The organism is Deltaproteobacteria bacterium (genome assembly GCA_026388415.1).
In the GTDB taxonomy this organism is placed as follows: Bacteria; Desulfobacterota; Syntrophia; order Syntrophales; family JACQWR01; genus JAPLJV01.
Genome location: JAPLJV010000038.1, coordinates 1 through 20,509, shown reverse-complemented (window position 1 = coordinate 20,509; position 20,509 = coordinate 1). Strand labels below are relative to the sequence as shown.

The window sequence follows — 20,509 nt, the reverse complement described above, 5'->3', positions numbered from 1 at the left end:
ATTATCGGGCTCATCGGATCGCTGGATCAAGAGCGCATATGCATCCATCAGAAGAAAATCGTCTGCAACGTTATCGCAATGGAGTGTCGGATTGATGAAAAAGTGGTCCGGGAGAATGTCCTCGGAAGGGAAATTCGACTCACGGATATTTTTCAGATTTTTGGCGTGAATATCAGCCATTACCTGAAACAGTTCTTCTCCCACCAGACGAATAATCCGTTTCTGATTTTGCTTGATTTCAGTCAGTTTCTCCCCCATTTTGAACAATTCATCCCGGTCATATTGTCGAGATAACTCATAGGTTCTGATGAGGACTTCAAATCTCGTTATCAAATTGCGATATCCGTCATTGATTTCTTCAATAAACATTTTTGCCAGAGCAAACTGTCCCAGGAAATCAATTTGAACTTCAGACCTGGATTTAGCCGTGTTTATTCCTTCCAGCAAGACATCTGTGCAAACATTCTTTAAAGCAGATTTTTCACTTTCACGACGGTCTTTTTTTTCGCCCTCAAAAAAGTATTCAGAGCGGCTGTGTTTAATCATTGAAACAGACACCGCCTGTTTAACGATGGTGTGCACCTGCGGACTGATGTGGACATCAATATGGATGCTGTCAACCCCGAACACAAGCCGGTCCAAAGAAAATTTAATCATATAACGCTTAAGGGGGAGCTGTTTGAGGCTAGGTGGTTTTGAAAAGAAATTAAAAAAACTTATCATGGTGTCAATGCTCGCTTCCGAAATATTGTTCTCTATTTTTGCAATGGTTGCAATTCCTTTATACGATCACAGTTTCAACTATTGAATCGGATTACAACGAGTATCATAACAGCATGATCTTGAATAATCAAGGCGGCCAGCAAGCCAATGCTGTGAGCGGCGCTGTTGGCGGTCTCTTCGTTGCGCGACTGCGGACGTTTTAGTTCAGAAGGTTGGTTGTTCAAAACTCCCCCTCATTGCCGGCGGGTTCATTGTCTGACGGCCTGTTTTCAGGAGGTAACTGCTGCGCTTTCTCATCCGGCAGTTCTTCAATATCGCGCAGCTTTCTTTCAATGGCGCGCGATTTACGGGCGGCGTCTTCCATCGAGTTTTGTGCCTGTTCGAGCTTTTTCTTTACCCCTTCCAGCGCGCCGCCGAATTTCCCGAATTCTGCTTTGACCGCGCCCAGCAATGCCCATATCTCGCCGGAGCGCTTCTGGATCGCCAGGGTGCGGAAGCCCATCTGCAGACTGTTCAAAAGAGCGGCAAAGGTGGAGGGACCGGCAACAATGACGCGGTTATCGCGCCGCAGGATTTCCGCAAGGGCGGGTCTTTTGGCCACCTCCGCGTAAAGTCCTTCCGTCGGCAGGTACATAATGGCAAAGTCGGTCGTGAGCGGAGGGTTGATATACTTGGCGGAAATGTTGCGGGCGCATGTCTTGACGCTCGTCTCCAGCATTTTAGCGGCTTTTTCCACAGCCTCCAGGTCGGCCTTGTCCTGGGCCTCCGCCAGCCGCAGGTAATCTTCGAGGGGAAACTTGGCGTCTATGGGCAGCCAGACGCTTTCTTTGCCTCCTTCCGACTGTCCCGGCAACCGGACGGCAAATTCCACTACTTCCTGGCTGTTTTCACGGGTCTGGACATTACGCCCGAATTGCTCCGGGGCCAGTATTTCCTCGAGCAGCGCGCCGAGCTGGACCTCTCCCCAGCCGCCCCGCGTTTTCACATTTGTCAGCACCCTTTTCAGGTCTCCCACACCGGCGGCGAGATTCCGCATATCGCCCAGCCCCTGATGAACCGCTTCCAGCCTCTCGGAGACCTGCCGGAACGACTCGCCGAGCCTCTTTTCCAGCGTTCCCTCCAGCTTTTCTGCCACCGTGCTCCGCATCTGTTCGAGCTTTTGGGCATTGTCGGTCTGCATTTCCGTAAGCCCCCGCTCTACCGCCTGGCGCAATAATTCCAGCGAGCCGCTCAGTTCTTCCCGCGACCTCTGGGCCTGAACGGCAGCTTCCTCTCGATTGCGGGCAATTTCCTCACGGATGATCGTTTCTGCCCGTTCCTGATTCTTTTGCCACGATTCGGCCAGCAGCTTGAAATAGGAAAAATCGGCGTCTGGTCGGCGCCTGATTACCAGGAAGACAACCATCAACGCGGCAATGATTACAAGGGCAGCGAGGGTGACGCCGAGCAGCATATTTGTCATTTTCTTTTCTCCGTAAGGCGGTCAGTATTTGGTTTCTGCCCTTCATACTACTGTCCGTTGCAAAAGGGAAGAACGGTTAGAACAGGCTCCGACATCCTGGCCTTCAGGTGACTTCAGGACGAAATAATGGCTCACCTAATTATTCATCAGGTACTTGACAACATGACGCCGATAAGGTTTACTGAAGCGCCTGTAATTATGACTATATAAATTCTACCCATTAAGTTTGCCCTGGTTAAGGAACGTGCGCAGCGGGGGTACGAGATGCTTGGTAATGTAGAATCGCCCTGACCGCTGGCGGAGATCGTCTATCAACACCAAACATCGCGATGACTTTTATGAAAAGAAAGACATTTTCAAAGTTCTCAGAGGCGGAATGAGTTGATTAGCGTGGCGTTGGCGACACTGGGTTGCAAGGTCAATCAATATGAATCGGCCGGTATGGCTGAGACGCTCCGGGAGAACGGGTATTCCCCTGTCGCCTTCAATGGGGCGGCGGATATATATATCATCAATACCTGCACCGTTACGGGTAAGGCGGATTTCCAGTCCCGGCAACTGATCCGGCGGGCGGCGCGGCACAACCCCCGGGCGGCCATTCTCGTGACGGGCTGCTACGCCCAGGTTCTTCCCGAAGAAATCGCCCTGCTGCCCGGGGTGACCATGGTGGCGGGCAACGTGGAAAAGGGGGATATTCTCGGCCTGTTCAGGGAAATGGCGGCTGGTGTCAAGCAAAGCGTGCAGAGCGATATCCGCCGGGTCACAGAGTTTTCCACCCCGGCGACCAGGGCCTTTGCCGGACGGACGCGCGCCTTTCTGAAGATTCAGGATGGTTGCAACTGCTTTTGCAGTTACTGCATCGTTCCCTATGCGCGGGGCAAAAGCCGGAGTCTCGCGGGAAAAGAAGTACTTAAACGCATTCAGACGATCGGCCAGGCCGGTCACCGGGAATTGGTGCTCACGGGCATCAATTTGGGCGCCTATGGCCGGGATTTGCAACCGGTCTGTGATTTACCGGGACTGCTCAGACAGGTGGCGGAAATAAAACAGTTGCCGCGCTTGCGGCTCAGTTCCCTGGAGCCGCTCGAGATCACCGACGCCTTGCTGGAGTTTATGAGGGACAAGGACATTTTTTGCCGGCATCTGCACATCCCTTTGCAGAGCGGCGACGACGGGATTCTTGCGGCGATGGGCCGGGTCTATGACGGCGCCTTCTTCCGCGGCCTCGCGCATAAAATACTGACTTATCTGCCCGAGGCGGCAATCGGCGTTGACGTCATGGTCGGCTTCCCGGGCGAAGGGGAAGCGGAGTTCGCCCATACCCGGCAACTTGTTGAGGAACTGCCGTTGGCCTATCTGCATGTATTTTCCTATTCGCCGCGCCCCGGAACGCCGGCCGCTGCCCGGAACGATCAGGTCGGGGCAGCCGATAAAAAGATACGCGGGAGCATCATGAGGCAGCTCGGAATGAAAAAAAGGGAGGCCTTTGCCCGTCAATTCCTCGGACGGGAAATGACAGTGTTGTTAGAATCGAAAAGGGACCGGGAGACCGGCTGGACGCAGGGATTCTCAAATAATTATATTCCCGTTGTCGTCCGGAACGGCCAGTCGTCTCGGCCCGGTTCTCTGGTGACGGTGCTGGCCGAGGAAGTGCGGGACGGTAAACTTATCGGCAGGATAATACACCATGACTGAAGAAAGAATGACCTCCCTAAGAGGCCTGGCGCAGCAATTAGATGACAGTTGGCAAGACCTGGCGCTCCTGGACAATGCGTTGATCCACCGTTCTTTTGTCAACGAAAATCCGCTTTTGGCCGTGCAGGACAATGAACGGCTGGAGTTTCTGGGCGATGCGGTGCTGGAGCTTTGCATCAGCGACCTGCTCATGCAGGCCTTTCCCGCCTATACGGAAGGACAACTTTCGAAACTCCGGGCCTCGGTGGTGAGTGAACAGCCGCTGGTCGAACTGGCCCGCCGCTTCCGCCTCGGCGATTATCTGCTTTTGGGCAAGGGGGAGGAGATCTCCGGCGGCCGGGAGAAGAACTCCCTGCTGGCCAATACCTTTGAAGCCGTAATTGCCGCCCTGTATCTGGATCGCGGTTTCGCTAAAACCCTGATTTTTGTAAGCAGGCTCTTTGCCCCGCTGATTATCGCCGACACGCGGGAGCTGATCTATCGGGATTATAAAACCACCCTGCAGGAGACAGCCCAGAACCGCTTCAAGACAATCCCCCAGTATGCCCTCGTCGGCGAGTATGGGCCGGACCATAACAAGCTTTTTGAGATCAGGTTGACAGTAAACGGCGTCCTCGACACCTGCGGGACGGGGAAAAACAAAAAAGAAGCCGAACAGCAGGCGGCCAAAAAGGCGCTGGAAATATTAAATGAATCCAATGTCTTAAATGATAATGATGTTCCGGGCGAGACAGGATAATGCCGCCTTTGATCATTCCCATCTTTGTTCTCCAGCAGGGCTGCCCGCAGCGCTGCATCTACTGCAATGAGGAAAAGGCGGTAGGCGCCGACCAGCCGCGCATCACTGAGGCCAGCCTGCGGGAGACGGTTGCTGCCTGCCTGAGCAGTCGCCGCCGCAAGAAAGGACCCGTGCAGATTGCCTTCTACGGCGGCAATTTTACCGGGATAGACCGGGAGCGTCAGCGGGAACTGCTCGAGCTGGCTAATGTCTTCATCAGGCAGGGGCAGGTAGAAAGTATCCGCATCTCTACGCGGCCGGATTATATTGATGCCGAGGGCCTGGATTTTCTCAAAGCATTGAATGTCCGGACGGTGGAGATCGGCGCCCAGTCGCTTGCGGACGATGTCCTGCGTTTGTCACGGCGGGGGCATACCGCCGCCGATGTTCGTCAGGCCATGGAACTTCTCCAGAGCCGCGGCTTGGAGACTGGAATACATCTGATGGTGGGCCTGCCGGGAGACAGCAGCGAAGGCTTTGCCCGGACCGTGGCGGCAACAATCGCCCTGGCTCCCGACACGGTACGAATCCATCCCACGCTGGTCCTGGCCGGCACGGAGCTTGCGACGATGTGGGCGCGCGGCGATTATCAGCCCCTCAGCATGGCGGAGGCCATAACCGCCTGCCAGCGGGCCTTGAGCAAATTTGCGGCGGCCGGCATCCCCGTCATTCGCCTGGGCCTCCAGGCGACGCCGGCTCTGGAAAAGCCGGGCAGCATTGTGGCCGGCCCTTACCATCCCGCCTTCCGTTCCCTGGTGGATGAAGCAATTTTTTTCGATCTGGCGGTCCGGCTCCTGAACATCCTGAACGCAGGGGGCGCGGATGCTGTCATTTATTTGTCTCCGCAAGATGTTGCAACCTTCCGTGGTCCTAAAAACCGCAATATCGAGGTGATTAAAGAGAAGTTCTCCCTGTCGTCGCTTACTGTAGCCGTTGACTCAAACCAGCCCCGGGGATGTTTAGTGGTGACCTCGGCGGGCAAGACGGAGCGGCTGAAAATGGCCGACTTGTCCGTCTATTGACAATTGCTGCCTGGGGCGGTAGTTGCAAAACTCTTTAAAATGTGTTCCCCTCCCTTGACGGGATGGGGTTAGGGGGATTTCATACTTTTACATGTATTTGAGAGGTTATCAGCAAAGGAGAAACCAGTGTTTAAGTCAGGATTTATCGGCATCATCGGCCGGCCGAACGTGGGGAAGTCAACGCTCTTGAACAACATTGTGGGGGAGCGGATCGCGATTGCCACCCACAAACCGCAGACCACGCGCAATCGGATCATGGGGATCAAAAACCTGCCCGAAGGCCAGCTCATCTTCCTGGATACGCCGGGCATCCACGAGGCGGAAACGCTGCTGAATCGCTATATGGTGGACACCGCGCTGGATACCTTCGGCAACAGCGATCTATTGCTCCTCCTGGTGGAAGCGGATGCGGGCTGCCAAAAAGGCGATGAATTTATCATCCGGGCGTTGCAGGAGTTGAAAATACCGGTTATTCTGGCGATCAACAAGATTGACCTGGTTGCCAAGCCGCAGCTCCTGCCGCTCATCGAGCGCTTCCAAGGCCTTTTCCCGTTTGCGGCCATCGTCCCCATCTCCGCCCGGACCGGAGACGGCGTTGCCATCCTGCTTGAGGAAATCTGGCCGCACCTGAACGAAGGCCCCGAGTACTTCCCGGAAGACATGATGACCGATCGTTCGGAGCGCTTTATTGCCGCCGAGCTGATCCGGGAACAGATTATCCTGCTGGTCCGGCAGGAGGTGCCTTATACCCTGGCCGTGGTGGTGGAGGCATTTCAGGAGGTGGAGAAAAGCAATCTGCTGCGCATCCAGGCCGTCATCAACGTGGAGAAGGATTCCCATAAAGGCATCCTGATCGGCCGGCAGGGGACCATGCTGAAGCAGATCGGCACGGCGGCCCGCCTGTCGCTGGAAAAATTCTTCGCCACGCGGGTTTATCTGGAGTTGTTCGTCAAAGTCCGCCCAGGCTGGACTAAAGATGCAAAAATACTGAAGGAATTTGGCTACGGGGAAAAATCGTGAGACGCATTATTTATGGTTGACCCGGTTGATGCGGGCTTTCTTAAAGAGTTAGTCAGGAAAATCTCATTATTGTAACAGATTTCAAATGCAAATTATGATAGTCTAAACATGGAACAGACAGGCGCGTATTCTACATTTGCTCCAATCGTGTACTATGCCGATAAATCAAATGATTATTGGCTCAAGGAAAGGAAAAACATGAACAGACTTTCAGAACACCCTTTCGAGAAGGTTTTGTCCGTCTCGATGGAAGAAGTTCGTATGGCACTCCGGGCAATGGGCAGCGCACCTTGGGCAGATTTCTTGCTCAACCCACGACGCCTTCGCGGCAGCGACTTTCTCATGCGATGGTCTCAGGGTGTGTGGAGCGAAGAACGGTTGACACAGGCAGTAAATGCGACCGGCAAGTATTTTGCACTGCCGTATGGTCCGAGCGGAACTGCTCCAGATAACGATGTCCGGGCGTTTGAACTCTATTTCGAGCGGTTGGAAAAGGCTGGACTGGGTAAGATCAAGCGGCCTGACTTATTGATTTATCGGGTGCAGGATAGAGCCAAGGTTGACTCTGCGGTCAAGGGATTGAACGGACTGAGTGAATTGCCCTTTACAACGGAAGACGACGCGAAGATGCAAGACCTGCTGGAACACGCAGTCATTGCCGTTGAATGCGAGAACAGTCTTTGGAGGGCCAAGCAGATGCCGGATTATGCAACACCGCTTACTCCACAGAAACGTCTAGGCGGGCGTAAAGGTCTAAAGAAAGCGGCGGTCCTCCCAACGATTATCATCAAGGAGGAAGACAGAGCACCCTTGAATAACTGGCAGAGTAAAAGAAAGATACAGATTCACGTTTGGCACGCGTTCTTTGACGAGGCGTTTGGTATATCACTTGCGGACGCAGAGAAACTGTTTTCGCAAGGTGACATTGAACCAACCGAGCAGGTGTTCCAGGCTCCGGGCGGCGCCACGACAAAAAAGGTGATTTACAAGATTTACTACAGGCATGCCTATCCGTTGGCCACAACAATCGTCGAACCGGAATTGGTGGCAGACTCAATCACTGATAAGAATGGACATATCCTCCCATACGTCCGATTTGTTGGAGGAAAGTCGAGGCTGTCTGTCGAAGCATTATCTGTCTTGGACTCGTTCAGAGTAGGTTGACATGCCAAAGACACAAGCATACAAACTCACTCGCTCAGGAGTAAAGAGGGAAGATCAGCGCAAGAAAGGGCAGTTCTGGACGCCTGATTGGACAGCGGACATCATGGTGGCCTATGTTTTGCGGGGAAAACCATCACGCTTGCTTGATCCTGCTCTGGGCCAGGGTGTCTTCTTTCGTGCGGCAAAGCGCTACGCTCAATCGCACGACTTTGATCTGACGCTATTCGGCCGTGATATTGACCCCGAGGTGATTGACCAAGCCAGAATATCGGGGTTGGTCACTGAAGACTTAGGAAACGTAGAAATTAGGGATTTCGTTCTCGATCCACCATCAGAACTATTCCCAGCCATAATTGCCAACCCCCCCTATATCCGCCATCACCGTTTATCGCCGGCACAAAAAGAGCATCTAAAAGAGTTTGCGCGTAAGGCGACTGGGCGGCATATTGACGGGCGGGCGGGATTGCATGTTTATTTTCTCATCAGGGCGCTCCTGACTTTGGCCCCCGAGGGACGTCTCGCCTATATTGTTTCGGCGGACATTTGCGAGGGTGTGTTTGCTAATGCCCTTTGGCAATGGATTTGTTCTCAATACAGATTAGACGCGGTCATCGCATTCGCTTCAGAAGCCACACCCTTCCCTGATGTTGACACCAACGCCCTCGTCTTTCTCATCAGCAAAGCAAAACCGGCCAGTGAATTTGACTGGGTGAAATGTCTTGATCGAGATCCAAAAGAGGTAACGGCACTCGTTTCGGGACGACCGCAGAAAAACTACAAAGGCATCCAAGTCCATCGCCGATTATTGTCCGAAGCTCTCACTACTGGGTTGTCAAGACCACCGTCAGACGATGCCGAACATCAATACACTCTTGGCGATTTTGCCTCCGTTATGCGTGGCATTGTCACGGGTGACAATGATTTCTTCTTTATGACATCAGCGCGCGCCAAGGAATTGGAAATTCCAGATACCTTGCTGGTAAAGGCTTTGGGAAGAATGCGAGATGTCCAAGGTGAGTACTTTAATCCGGAGGATATTAGCCGACTTGAAGACAAGGGGAGACCAACCCGATTATTGAACGTCAACGGGATGTCACTTGATCAGCTTCCGGGGTCTGTGCAGAAATATCTCGAGGACGGCGAAAGAAGAGGTCTGCCAGATAAAACTCTCATAAAGACGCGAAGACCGTGGTATCGGATGGAGGTACGCAAAGTTCCGCCAATCCTGTTTGCCTATCTCGGCAGAAGAAGTGCGCGTTTCATCAGAAATCGTGCTGACGTGGTTCCCCTGACGTGCCTGCTGTGTGTTTATCCAAAACATTCGTCTCCTGAATTTATCGAACATCTCTGGAAGGTTCTCTCGAACGCAGAGACTATCAGTAATCTCAAGAAGGTTGGAAAATCCTATGGTGGAGATGCCATAAAGGTTGAACCCCGGGCTCTGGAACGTCTACCGTTGCCTGACGCATTGGTTCATGCAGAAGGATTGGCTAAGTACCTGACGCTCAAACAAGGCGCCCTTGACTTTGGATAATCAGAGCCAACAGGAGTATAGACCGCATAAACCTCAATTATTTCAGCTTAGCGCTTTTTCCCCGTGACGGCCAGGTTGTCGCGGTGGATTACCTCGTCGTAATCCTTGTAGCCGAGGGCTCCCTCTACTTCGGAAGTCTTCAAACCCATGATGCGGATGATCTCTGCGGCGCTGTAATTGACGAGGCCGTTGGCCAGGGGCGCGCCCTCGCGATCTACGCAGGTTACGGCATCGCCGGCCTCAAAATTGCCTTCCACGCCTATGATGCCGGAAGGCAAGAGGCTTTTGCCGTCCTCCAGGATGGCCTTCCGGGCCCCTGCATCAAGGCATAAACGTCCCCGCGGTCTCAGGGTAAAGGCGATCCAGGACTTTCTGCTTTTCAAGTGCTGGCGCACGGGCAGGAACAGCGTGCCTTTCTCCCGGCCGGAAAAGATGGCTGCAAGCACTCCTTTTTCTTTCCCGGGACCGATGATGTAAGGAATCCCGCAGGCCGTTACCTTCCGGGCGGCCTTGACCTTGCTTTTCATCCCGCCGGAACCGACGGAGGTCGTGTCTTCGGTCGCCACTTTTTCAATTTCGTCGGTGCAGGCCGGCACGAGCGTTATGAGTTTCGCCTGTCGGGAGACCGTCGGGTTGCCGTCGTAAAGGCCATCCGTCGAGGTCAGGTTGATGACTAAGTGGGTTTCGATGAGGTTCGCCATCATTGCGGCCAGGTGATCGTTGTCGCCGAATTTTATCTCGTCAACGGCCACCGTGTCGTTTTCATTGATGATTGGAATGACGCCCCATTCGACGAGCGTAGAGAGGGTGTTTTTGATATTCAGGAATCTCTTCCTGTCGGTCAGGTCGCTCATGGTGAGCAGGATCTGCGCGACGTGGATGCCCTGTTTGCCGAAGGCGTTGGCATAGACGCGCATGAGCCTCCCCTGACCGATGGCGGCCGCGGCCTGCTTCTGGGGGATGCTTTTCAAGGGGCCCGTAATCCCCATGCGGTGCTTCCCCGAGGCGATGGCCCCGGAGGTGACCATGATGATCTGATAGCCTTGGCCTTTCAGCCGGGCGATCTCCTCGACCAACTGATCAATAATGGCCAGATCCAGGCCGTCGGCGCCCGTGAGCACGGCGCTGCCGATTTTGATCAGGACCTTTTTGACCGGGACCAGTATGTCTTCTCTTATACTATTGGACATACAACTGCCTCTCATCTGAAAATGAACTTCAAATCCCCCTCAATCCCCCTTTGCTAAAGGGGGAGGTTATTTTGCGCCCATTTGCTAAAGGGGGGAGGTTATTATTCTCCTCTTTGCTAGAGGGGATATTTTGTTCCCCTCTTTGGTAAAGAGGAAACCCTCTATTCCCCCTCTTTGGTAAAGAGGGGTTAGGGGAGATTTTCATTGTCCTTGGTGACGGTGCGCCGCCACGAGAGTGTTACCTACCTGCCCAGCAGGCGAATCATTTCATTCAGGATATCTCTTGTGCCCTCGCCCGTCGCGGCGGAAAAGGGGTAGGCCCTTATACCATTTTTTTCCAACCGGGCCAGCTCTATTTCCAACTTTTCCCGCGTGTCCGGGAGATCAATTTTGTTGATGGCGACGATCTGCGGCTTTTCCATCATATCGGCGGAAAACTTTTCCAGTTCCCCGTTGATGGTCAGATAGTTCTCCCAGGCGCCCGGACAATCGCCGTCGGCAATGTCAATGATATGCAGCAGCACTTTCGTCCTTTCCACATGACGCAGAAATTTTATGCCGCGGCCCAACCCCTGATGGGCGCCTTCGATCAGTCCCGGTATGTCGGCAATAACAAATGATTCCAGATTGCCGTATTTTACGACGCCGAGATTGGGCGTCAGGGTCGTGAAGGGATAATCGGCGATCTTGGGTCGGGCGGCCGACACCCGGGCGATAAAGGACGATTTTCCCACATTGGGGAAGCCGATGATCCCCACATCGGCCAGGAGTTTCAGCTCCAGCTTTACCCAGCGTTCATCACCGGGCATGCCTTCCTGGGCAAAGTGCGGGGCCTGATAAGTGGACGAGGTAAACCAGGCGTTGCCTTTGCCGCCGATACCGCCTTTGGCCACAATAAAGCGCTGCCCTTCCTCGGTGAGATCGGCCAGAATCTCCCCGGTCGCATCGTCTTTTACCAAAGTGCCCATCGGGACGACCAAAACAATGTCTATCGCGTCTTTCCCGGTCCGGTTGTTGCCGGAGCCGTGCCCGCCCCGCTTGGCCGTGTGATGCTGGCGGTATTTCATATCGAGCAGCGTGCTGTGGCTACGCGAGGTGATGAGGATGATGTCCCCGCCCCGGCCGCCGTTGCCGCCGTCCGGCCCGCCGTGAGGGATGAATTTTTCCCTCCGGAAGCTCACGCAACCCTGCCCGCCGTCGCCGGCCTTGACCAGAATTTTTGCCTCGTCAATGAATTTCATCTGAAAATGAACCTCAAATCCCCCTCAATCCCCCTTTTCTAAAGGGGGAAGTTTAGTTGTATCCCTTTGCCAATGAGGGAAGATTTAGTTGTTTTACTAAAGGGGGACGTTATTTTCCTCTCTTTGGCAAAAATTAAACACCCTACTCCCCCTCTTTGGCAAAAATGAAACAATCTACTCCCCCTCTTTCCTAAAGAGGGGTTAGGGGAGATTTTCATTGTCCTTTGTGACGACGTACCGTCATGTGGGTATCATAAAAAATAAAAGGCACTATTTGAAGTGCCTTTTAATATGCTTCGATAATAATCTTGTGCATCGGCCCGGGGCATTTACGCTCTCGCGGTTGCCCCTGCATTGTCTGTTTATGCCTCCGCTGCCGCGTAAACACTAACCTTTTTGCGGGTCTTATCATACCGTTCAAATTTTACGACGCCGTCTATCTTGGCAAAGATCGTATAATCCTTCCCGAGTCCCACGTTCACGCCGGGATGGATCTTCGTTCCCAACTGACGGATGATGATGCCGCCCGCGCTGATTACCTGACCGCCATAAACCTTTACGCCCCGCATCTGGGGTTTGCTGTCCCGTCCGTTCCGGGAGCTGCCCTGTCCTTTTTTGTGTGCCATGTCCGCCTCCGCTAAATGGTAATCGCCTTGATCCGCATGCTCGTCTGCGGCTGGCGATGTCCGGTCTTTTTGTGGTAGCCTTTTCTGCGCTTCATCTTGAAGACGACTATCTTCTTGTTTTTCTTCTGTTCCATAATCACGCCGATGACCTTGGCGCCTTCCACGACGGGTGTGCCCACGCGGACGTTATTCTCGTCGGCGACCATCAGCACCTCGCTGAAGACGACCTCGTCGCCCTTGCCGCCCGCGACTTTTTCTATGGACAGCATCTCTCCCTCTGAAACCCGGTGCTGCTTTCCACCTGTTTTTATGACTGCATACATAGCTGAATCCTTATAACGAATTTTGGTTCGCACTCATACAGAAGTTTGATGCCATTTGTCAATAGAATTTATTTATTGACGGCCCAATGGGTTTCCGTTTTGACTATCCGCGCCTGTAACGCCGCCTCGGGACCTATCCCCAGCACGTGCGTCAGTATTTCCAGCGGCCGGACTGTTCCTTCCGGGCTGATCAGCGCTGTGAGGATCAACGCGCGTTTTTCGGCATCTAAAACCAGTCGGGACACGAAGGAGCGGATGTCCTTGGCGACCTTTTTCTCACCGGTCTCCCGTATTATAATCACCGTTTTGGACTGGAGAAAGGCGTTCATTTTTCCCCTCATCCCGGTGAGATCGAGGCTGTCATTTGCCGGCAGGGTGATGGTATATGTAAATCCCGTCACCAGGGTGGATAAACTCCCGGCTGGGGGCGTCATTGCTTTGATATCGAGGATTTCCAGTCCCGCCGGCAGCAGGGCATTGATCTCCTCTTGCAGTTGGAGCGGTTCCTGCGCGCAGGCGACGACTTGAATATCCGCGTACTCCGCCTGGCTCTCCATCCCCACGGAGGTGGCTATGGCGAAGGAAATCCGGGGATGCGGGTGGTAGCCCTGGGAATATACGAAGGTCAGGCCCTGGCGTTTGATGGCGCGGATCAATGCCTCCGACAGTTCGGCATGCGATAAAAAGCGTGCGGTATGTAGCTTGGCGAATTTTATCCGGAACAGTTTGCCAGTTTCTCCGGCAGCTATTGCCTTGGCCTGTAATGAAATTGGCTGCCCTTCGACAAGCATCTCCTGAGCAGGGTCGAAGGGCTCAGGGTGAGCGGGTTTTGGAATAGGCCCAGGTGCGGCGGCCGTAATGACCCTGATGGTCTCCTGATCGCATACCCCGCAGTCCTGGCAAAGTCCGTTGCGGCAATCGGGCGTCGCTTCTCCGGCCAGGGCCTTCTTGGCCTCATCCAGCAGAAAATCACGGTTCACGCCGCAATCTATCCTGTCCCAGGGCAGCTCCCGGTTATGATCCCGTGCCTCCAGATAGGGCTCAGCATTGACGCCCGTCTGCGTCATCGCCTGCTCCCACAGGTCAAAGCGCAACTGGTCCGTCCAGCCGTCGAAACGGCAGCCGAGGCGGAACGCGGCGGCGATGAGCTCACCGGTCCGGGCGTCACCGCGCGACAGGATGCCCTCCAGCAGGCTGGTTTTGGCGTCGTGCCACTTGACGCTGATATTGCGGTGGCGGATCCGGTCTCTCAGGAAAAACTGCCGTTCCTTGGTCTCGGCCAGGCTGATCTGTCTTTGCCACTGGAAGGGCGTATGGCTTTTGGGCACGAAGGTGGAAAGGCTGACCGTGACCTGTCCGCGCTGCTGACCGGTTTTCAGCGTCTGGTAGGCCAGATCCACGATCCCTTCGAGATCGGCTTGCGTCTCCTCGGGCAGGCCGAGCATGAAATAGAGCTTGATGGACTTCCATCCGGCGGCAAATACCTGCTCCGTCGTGGCCAGCAGCTCCCCGGAACTATTACCTTTATTGATGATATTGCGCAGGCGCTGGGTGCCGGCCTCGGGCGCCAGCGTAAAACTTGTCTTGCGCACCCGGCGAATATTTTCGATGAGACTTCTGGTCAGGGTTTCGGCTCGGAGAGAGGGCAGGGCCAGGGCAACCCGTTTTTCATAGTACCGTTCCATGAGGGTGGCGAGCAGCGGTTCAATGCGGCTGTAATCGCCCGAACTTAGCGATAGCAGGGAAATCTCGTCATAGCCCGTGGCGCAGAGCAGCCCCTCGGCCATGCCTTCGATTCCGGCCTGCTCCCTTTCCCGTACGGGCCGCCAGACCATCCCCGCCTGACAGAAACGGCAGCCCCGCGTGCAACCACGCGCGATTTCCAGTGTGATGCGGTCGTGGATGGTCTTCATGAGCGGCACCACCGGCCGGGTAGGCAAACACCACCTATTCAGGTCGCTGACGATCCTTTTGCGGATCCGTTTTCCTTCCTCATGCAGGGCGGGGACATAAATGCCGGCAATGTCGGCCAGGGCGGACAACATAGCGGCGCGACTCCCGCCCCGTCTCTTAATGATCAGGGCTACCGCGGCAATTTCCAAAATTGCCTCTTCCCCCTCGCCGATGACGAAGGCATCAATAAAGGCCTCCATAGGCGCGGGATTGAAGGCGCAGGGGCCGCCCGCGATGATGACCGGCGTTCCTTCCCCACGTTCGGAAGATAAAAGGGGAATACCGCCTAATTCCAGCATGTTGAGGACATTGGTATAAGATAGCTCGTACTGGAGGGAAAATCCGACCAGGTCGAAGGCGCCAAGAGGCCGATGCGTCTCCAGCGAAGTCAGCGGGAGGTTTTTTTTCCGCAGGAGCCGTTCCATATCGGGCCAGGGAGCAAAGCATCTTTCCGCGGCCACGGTGGGGATACGGTTCAGCAGTTCATAGAGGATCTGGATGCCCAGATGCGACATCCCGACTTCATAGGTGTCGGGGAAGGCCAGGACAAACCGCAGCTCCGCTTCCCGCCCCTTGCGCACGGCATTGACCTCCGTCCCCAAATAGCGGCTCGGTTTTTCCACGGCTATCAGCAAATCTTCCCAGTCCATCTTTGCTCCTGACCCCCTAACCCCTATGATCACGGCGCGCTTCTTTAGCACCTTTGCCTCTGATCTGCAATTTTATTCGCCTTCATGATTTTCATTGACAGTATTTGTTACCTTCGGTAGTGTATGCGCCGGAATATGGGGGCTCGTGAATTTGGAAACGCTGCAAAGAGAAATTCTCTATCCGCGGGAGCTGATTGAAAAAAGGGTCAAGGAATTGGCGGCCGATATCTCCCGCGACTATCAGGGGCGGGAGCTCATTGTGATCGGCATCCTCAAGGGCGCCTTTATCTTCATGGCCGATCTGATCCGTTGCCTCTCCATCCCCTGCCGCGTAGATTTTGTCCGGCTGGCCAGTTACGGCGCTGACGCCACGAGCTCCGGGAAGGTCGTCATGACCAAGGATATTGAGACCTCCATCAAAGACCAGGAGATTCTTATTGTGGAAGACATCATAGACAGTGGCCTTACCCTGACCTGGCTGGTAAACTGGCTGCAGGAAAGAAATCCGCGTTCCATCAAGGTATGCGCTTTTCTGGACAAGCGCGCCCGGCGGCAGGTGGATTTCGAAGCCGACTATGTGGGATTTACCGTCGAAGATGGTTTTATTGTGGGTTACGGCCTGGATTTCAATGAAAAGGCCCGTTTTTTACCAGACATTTGTGTTATCAGGGGATGAATGTTTTAATGGAGAGAAGAAGATGATGATTATCAGGTGCAGAAAGTGTGAGACTGATTTCCGGTTTGACGATCAAATCATGACCGGGGAGGGCGTATGGGTCCGGTGCGGCCGTTGCCAGGACGTGTTTTTTCAGGATAATCCCTCCTGGGAGAAACAGGCCAGCCTTCCAGCGGAGCCGGATAATAAAGCAGCAGTCCCGGACGGCGGTGCCACGACCTCTCCCACGGAACCTATTCTCTCTATCCAGCCGGACAGCGCAGAAACCACTTCCGGACAAACGAGCGACGCCAAGCTGTTGTCCCGGGTGAAGGGAATCCAGGATGCGATTGACGATGCAGCCAGGCCAGGTTCGTCGGTCAAGGAATTTGACGATGATATGTTCAGCGTCGAAAGCGAAGGCTTGACCAGGGATGTGAGCGCCCGGCTGAAACCAACGGGGGCCGAAGAAAAGAATAAAATGCATCCCGTTCTGAAAGTTTTTGCCTATATCTTACTGGTGCTTCTCGTGATCATAGTATTGACCGGTGTCTATATCGGGGTTTTTCCTGAAGACCGGCAGCGAGTGGCAGATGCGCTCTCCCCGTATTTCCCCTGGGCGGAAAATCTCATCGGGCAGCCGGGTTCAGTATGGGGGCAGGCGATTCCGCAGGATGTGCGGCAGCATTTTGTCAATAACTGGCTCATGGGTAATCTGCGCGTGGTGGAAGGCACGGTCGTCAACAAGGGGAAGTACCCTCTGACGCGCGTGCAGGTAAGGGGCAGGTTATACGATACCGCCGGCAGCATTATCGGAGAATGGACCTCATTTTGCGGCAAGATCCTCACTGATGGCGAGCTGGCGACCTTATCGGAAAACCAGCTCAAACGCATGCTTTCCGAGCCTCTGGGCAGCAATGTAACCGGCGATCGCCTCAATCCCAACGGCAATATCCCCTTTATGGTGGTGATAGCCCACCATGACCAGCAGGCCGTCGGAAAAACCACCGTCATGGTCTCCGGGGCAGAGAAGCTGCTGGAATAACGGTTACTCGGCAGGATAGAAAGAAGCGACCCAGGCGAGTTGTTGGCGCAAACGGGTCGCTTCGGATGGATTGAACGTCTCAAAAATCCGGATCATCTTCATATATACTTGGCGCTGTCCCGCGTTGATCGAGAGCGAGCGCCTGTAGGCGGCGACGGCCTCGTTCGTTCGTCCCTCGCGCCAAAGGATATCTCCCAGCAGCTCGTACTTCTGCGCCGCAACGAAAGAGGCATCGGGGATCTGCGCCAGGTAGCGTTTCCCCGCCTCCGGATCACCTCTCCGGAGGGAGACGGTCGCCAGGGCGTAGTTCGCATAGGCCGAATAGGGGCGATTCATCGCGGCGGATTCCTGCCAGTAGCGGACGGCCTCCGGTTCAAATCCCTTGGTGGCCAGGTTGATGGCGTGGGCGTTGTAGTAGGCGGTCATGTCCCCCGTCCCGGCGACGGGGATGAATTCAATCATCAGGAAGGCCAACGCCACCGCGCCGAAGGCAATAATTTTCCCGGTCTGGCACTCACGGAACCACTGCCAGAGATCGGCGATCCCCAGGACGGCGAAGGGTATCAGGATGACGGCAAGCGGGATTCCGATTCGCATGTTGGTAAAAAAGACGATGAGCGTCAGGGCGTAGAGACAGGCGATGGAGATGACGGCAAAGGTCGCACGGGAACGGGCGCGGAAGATGATTCCCGCCATTCCGAGGGGAAGGAGCAGCGCCAGGCCGGGCAGCGGGAAATGGAAGAAGGGGATGAACCGGCCCATGAAACCGATGTGGTAGTTGTCCTCGCCCTCAAAGGCGTTGAAGAGGGTCAGGGTCTTCTGCCCGAGCTTCACGGCGAAGGCGGCGGGCCTTGCGAGGGTCTCTTTCACCACCGCGCGGGTCCAGAAGTCCGAGGCCTCCTGCGGCGAGAGCTTTTTCCCCGTCCGGCGGCTTGCCTCGATCGTGAACTGGACGGCCTGTTCGGCCGGGTCGGAGGAGGCGAAAGACACGGGCCGGTAGTAGGGGAGGGGATTATCGGGATTGTTCGCCAGGTAGAGATTGAATCCCCCTGCCGCCGTGGGCCGCATCTCGCCGGTCAGGCGATACTGGGCGGCCAGAAATGGGGCAAGGCTGAGGGCGAGCCCGACCACGAACAGAGCGGCGGTCGTAGCGAAGCGCTTCCACGGCCAGTTATCCCGCCAGGCGGCCCAGGCGATCAGGAGGCCAATCCAGGGGATCAGGACGATGGCGTTCAGCCGGACATTGGCGAGCAGTCCCGCCGCAATGGCAAGCAGTAGTATCCGCCAGGTCTCCGGGCGGCGCAGGATTATAAGGAGCAGGTAAATGACCGCTGCGAAAAGGAAAATACCGAGGGATTCCTTCAGGATAGTGACGTTAAAGAAGATAAATGGCTTGTAGAGGCAGGCCAGGAGCGCCGCCGCCATTCCAATCTGCCGGCCTGTCCAGTGGCCGGCAGGCATACCGACTTGTTCACCGCCCAATTCCGCGCCGATCTTGTAAATCAACCAGCAGGTGATCAGGCCGCAGAGGATATTCAGGAGCCGGATGAAAAATGGATCGGGCGAGATTATTTTATAAACAAAAACCATGAGATAGGCGGGAAGGGCGGCGAACTCAGCCACAGGGAAAGGGGACATCGCCCCGGCAGCCGCCTTCTGCGCCCAGTCGTCGTAGATCCGTTCGTCCCAGAGCAGAAAATTTGAGTAGAGGCTGTCCCCCCAGTTAGCGAGGGCGATGAGCCGAAGCAGTGCGGCGAGAAGTAAAATCAATACGAGGAGGATGGCGGCGCGTCGTTCGGTCGAAAGGGTTGTAAAAGAAGCCAGGAGGCGGTTCAATCTGTTCCTGTACGATATCTTCTTGTCTACCGGTTTGTCTTGGCGTTTCAAACGGATAAATCCTTGTGACTGGCCTGTCTTGGCTGGTTTAATCCGATGTAGGATACACCTCAAATCCCCCTTCATCCCCCTTTTCTAAAGGGGGAATTTATTATTATTCCCCTCTTTAGCAAGGAGAAAACCCTCTGCCCCCCCTCTTTGGTAAAGAGGGGTTAGGGGAGATTTTTATTTAAGAAAATAGAACGTCATACCGGCGTAGGTCGGTATCCAGCCCTGTCGCTGGTTCAATCTTGCAGATTGAACCTTAACATTAACAAAAGGATATTAAAAACTGATTCAGGCTACAAGCCTGAACCAGCAAATAAAACAGATCGTCATACCGGCGTAGGCCGGTATCCAGTACTTTTACACCTGGATTCCGGATCGGGTCTGCCCCGTACCTGATAAGGGGTTCGGAATGACAGATGGTATTTCCATGCTTCGTTGAGCCCGCGCCCTCACCGCACGATACAGCCGGGATCATTTTTCTTTGCTTCACCATCGCCGGGTTTCGGCGCATCGGCGATTGATGCGGGCAGTGTGAAGTCAATGCCGGGATTGCCGGGTAGAATTGTCGGTATGGACGTCGCTGTCTGCACATATACGTACTGGCCCGCGGTCACATTCTGCGTGCCGGCCGCGTTGCTGACACTGATAATTCCTTCCAGGACAAATAAATACAACCCGTTCGGAACCGATCCGCAGTTGCCGTCGCAAATTTTTACTTCATAAGTGGTGCCCCTGACGCCTGCTACCGCAGTCTCCGTCAGTAATTTGTAGCTATCCTGATCACCCCGCTTACCTATCAACCCCGTGAGGGCGCGCATCCCTCCCTTGGCCAGGTTATAAACGGCCTTGTCCTCCGCCGGTTTGGCCTGATCGAAGTGATACTGTGATACCTTAAGCTGGGTGCCGGGGCGCATGTTGATCTCGCTGTTGTCGGTGAACTTGATCCGCGCGTAGGTCTTTTTTTCGGTAGCTAAGGTATCACCCTGTTCAATGGCAGAGTTTATGGACAAGACCCGCGTCGTGCCGTCCGCCTTTTTGGCCAGGAGCGGCCCGCTCAAGTGCGTAACCTTGCCCACCTCTACCTCGGCAAAGGCCACAGGGCTTAACATCAGCAAAAAAGACAGCAGTAATAAGCTAATTACAATACTTCTTGTCGTCGTCCATTTTCTTTTCATCGGTCTTCTGGTCTCCGCCTTCCTTATTTTTCTTCTTACGTTGATCTTCATCATCGCCACTTTCATCCGACGTTATTAGTCCCATCGCCGTTAACAGTGAAGATACCGTATAGTCGGTAGCCGTGTTATTGCCTACAACCGCCAAAGCGTCGGTACCGGTAGATACACTATTCAGCGTTATCGTGCCATACGGGGCGCTCAAACTGACACCGGGGCTGACGGCAATACTGCCACCGGGCGCCATCAGGCTGATATTTCCATACGATGACGCGATGTTTCCAGCGATTGTAAGGTTATCAGAACCCGAGGCCGCCAATGATATGCTGCCGTAAGCTGAAACGCCGCCGGAGCCGATCGTAAGGGGGCTGT

Annotated in this window: 18 protein-coding genes; 8 read left to right on the top strand and 10 right to left on the bottom strand. The window is 54.6% G+C overall.

Annotated features, from left to right (window positions below; genetic code table 11):
- Positions 1–657 (bottom strand): hypothetical protein (locus NT140_07845; protein MCX5831781.1); only part of this gene is annotated, 657 nt, incomplete at its 3' end.
- A gap of 286 nt (positions 658–943) precedes the next feature.
- Entirely contained in the window at positions 944–2,185 is a 1,242-nt protein-coding gene (gene rmuC, locus NT140_07840; protein ID MCX5831780.1) for a DNA recombination protein RmuC, read from the bottom strand.
- Positions 2,186–2,575: 390 nt separating this feature from the next.
- Here rmuC and mtaB point away from each other — a divergent pair, with 390 nt between their 5' ends.
- From mtaB to NT140_07810, 6 genes are all read left to right on the top strand, one after another.
- Positions 2,576–3,880, top strand: a complete 1,305-nt coding sequence (mtaB, locus tag NT140_07835; protein ID MCX5831779.1) for a tRNA (N(6)-L-threonylcarbamoyladenosine(37)-C(2))-methylthiotransferase MtaB — start codon at positions 2,576–2,578, stop codon at positions 3,878–3,880.
- Positions 3,873–4,619, top strand: a complete 747-nt coding sequence (gene rnc, locus NT140_07830; GenBank protein MCX5831778.1) for a ribonuclease III — start codon at positions 3,873–3,875, stop codon at positions 4,617–4,619. The genes mtaB and rnc overlap by 8 nt, the downstream gene beginning before the upstream one ends.
- Positions 4,619–5,680, top strand: coding sequence for a radical SAM protein (locus tag NT140_07825; GenBank protein MCX5831777.1), 1,062 nt, complete (start codon positions 4,619–4,621; stop codon positions 5,678–5,680). Before rnc ends, NT140_07825 begins: the two co-directional genes overlap by 1 nt.
- A 126-nt stretch (positions 5,681–5,806) precedes the next feature.
- Complete coding sequence (gene era, locus NT140_07820) at positions 5,807–6,700, top strand: GTPase Era (protein ID MCX5831776.1); 894 nt, start codon at positions 5,807–5,809, stop codon at positions 6,698–6,700.
- A 108-nt stretch (positions 6,701–6,808) separates the two neighbouring features.
- A complete protein-coding gene (locus NT140_07815; GenBank protein ID MCX5831775.1) occupies positions 6,809–7,864 on the top strand; it encodes an AccI family restriction endonuclease in 1,056 nt (351 codons plus the stop codon).
- A 1-nt stretch (position 7,865) separates the two neighbouring features.
- Positions 7,866–9,398 carry an N-6 DNA methylase gene (locus NT140_07810; GenBank protein MCX5831774.1) on the top strand — a complete coding sequence of 511 codons (1,533 nt, stop codon included), beginning with the start codon at positions 7,866–7,868 and terminating at the stop codon, positions 9,396–9,398.
- Between the two features lie 47 nt (positions 9,399–9,445).
- Here the strand turns inward: NT140_07810 and proB are convergent, their stop codons facing one another.
- From proB to NT140_07785, 5 genes are all read right to left on the bottom strand, one after another.
- Positions 9,446–10,576, bottom strand: a complete 1,131-nt coding sequence (gene proB / locus NT140_07805; GenBank protein MCX5831773.1) for a glutamate 5-kinase — start codon at positions 10,574–10,576, stop codon at positions 9,446–9,448.
- A 254-nt stretch (positions 10,577–10,830) separates the two neighbouring features.
- Positions 10,831–11,829 carry a GTPase ObgE gene (gene obgE / locus NT140_07800; GenBank protein ID MCX5831772.1) on the bottom strand — a complete coding sequence of 333 codons (999 nt, stop codon included), beginning with the start codon at positions 11,827–11,829 and terminating at the stop codon, positions 10,831–10,833.
- 362 nt (positions 11,830–12,191) lie between these two features.
- Positions 12,192–12,455, bottom strand: coding sequence for a 50S ribosomal protein L27 (gene rpmA, locus NT140_07795; protein MCX5831771.1), 264 nt, complete (start codon positions 12,453–12,455; stop codon positions 12,192–12,194).
- Between the two features lie 11 nt (positions 12,456–12,466).
- Positions 12,467–12,778: a 50S ribosomal protein L21 gene (gene rplU, locus NT140_07790; GenBank protein ID MCX5831770.1), complete on the bottom strand. Its 312-nt coding sequence runs from the start codon at positions 12,776–12,778 to the stop codon at positions 12,467–12,469.
- 68 nt (positions 12,779–12,846) lie between these two features.
- On the bottom strand, positions 12,847–15,381 hold the full coding sequence (locus NT140_07785) for a TIGR03960 family B12-binding radical SAM protein (GenBank protein ID MCX5831769.1): 2,535 nt from the start codon (positions 15,379–15,381) through the stop codon (positions 12,847–12,849).
- 151 nt (positions 15,382–15,532) lie between these two features.
- Here NT140_07785 and hpt point away from each other — a divergent pair, with 151 nt between their 5' ends.
- Entirely contained in the window at positions 15,533–16,057 is a 525-nt protein-coding gene (gene hpt / locus NT140_07780) for a hypoxanthine phosphoribosyltransferase (protein ID MCX5831768.1), read from the top strand.
- A gap of 22 nt (positions 16,058–16,079) precedes the next feature.
- The gene (locus NT140_07775) at positions 16,080–17,081 is read left to right on the top strand and encodes a zinc-ribbon domain-containing protein (GenBank protein ID MCX5831767.1); all 1,002 of its coding nucleotides are present in this window, start codon (positions 16,080–16,082) and stop codon (positions 17,079–17,081) included.
- Positions 17,082–17,084: 3 nt separating this feature from the next.
- Here NT140_07775 and NT140_07770 read toward each other — a convergent pair whose 3' ends face one another.
- The 3 genes from NT140_07770 to NT140_07760 all read right to left on the bottom strand — a co-directional run.
- A complete protein-coding gene (locus NT140_07770) occupies positions 17,085–18,968 on the bottom strand; it encodes a tetratricopeptide repeat protein (GenBank protein ID MCX5831766.1) in 1,884 nt (627 codons plus the stop codon).
- Positions 18,969–19,414: 446 nt separating this feature from the next.
- A complete protein-coding gene (locus tag NT140_07765; protein ID MCX5831765.1) occupies positions 19,415–20,140 on the bottom strand; it encodes a FecR family protein in 726 nt (241 codons plus the stop codon).
- A partial coding sequence (locus NT140_07760) for a hypothetical protein (GenBank protein ID MCX5831764.1) occupies positions 20,100–20,509 on the bottom strand: 410 nt, incomplete at its 5' end. The genes NT140_07760 and NT140_07765, both read right to left, overlap by 41 nt.

Coding starts and splice junctions, on each gene's coding strand:
- rpmA (MCX5831771.1), bottom strand. CDS start 12,455: ATGGCACACAAAAAAGGACAGGGCAGCTCCCGGAACGGACGGGACAGC.
- obgE (MCX5831772.1), bottom strand. CDS start 11,829: ATGAAATTCATTGACGAGGCAAAAATTCTGGTCAAGGCCGGCGACGGC.
- NT140_07810 (MCX5831774.1), top strand. CDS start 7,866: ATGCCAAAGACACAAGCATACAAACTCACTCGCTCAGGAGTAAAGAGG.
- NT140_07765 (MCX5831765.1), bottom strand. CDS start 20,140: ATGAAAAGAAAATGGACGACGACAAGAAGTATTGTAATTAGCTTATTA.
- NT140_07815 (MCX5831775.1), top strand. CDS start 6,809: ATGGAACAGACAGGCGCGTATTCTACATTTGCTCCAATCGTGTACTAT.
- NT140_07825 (MCX5831777.1), top strand. CDS start 4,619: ATGCCGCCTTTGATCATTCCCATCTTTGTTCTCCAGCAGGGCTGCCCG.
- NT140_07785 (MCX5831769.1), bottom strand. CDS start 15,381: ATGGACTGGGAAGATTTGCTGATAGCCGTGGAAAAACCGAGCCGCTAT.
- rmuC (MCX5831780.1), bottom strand. CDS start 2,185: ATGACAAATATGCTGCTCGGCGTCACCCTCGCTGCCCTTGTAATCATT.
- rnc (MCX5831778.1), top strand. CDS start 3,873: ATGACTGAAGAAAGAATGACCTCCCTAAGAGGCCTGGCGCAGCAATTA.
- rplU (MCX5831770.1), bottom strand. CDS start 12,778: ATGTATGCAGTCATAAAAACAGGTGGAAAGCAGCACCGGGTTTCAGAG.
- NT140_07775 (MCX5831767.1), top strand. CDS start 16,080: ATGATGATTATCAGGTGCAGAAAGTGTGAGACTGATTTCCGGTTTGAC.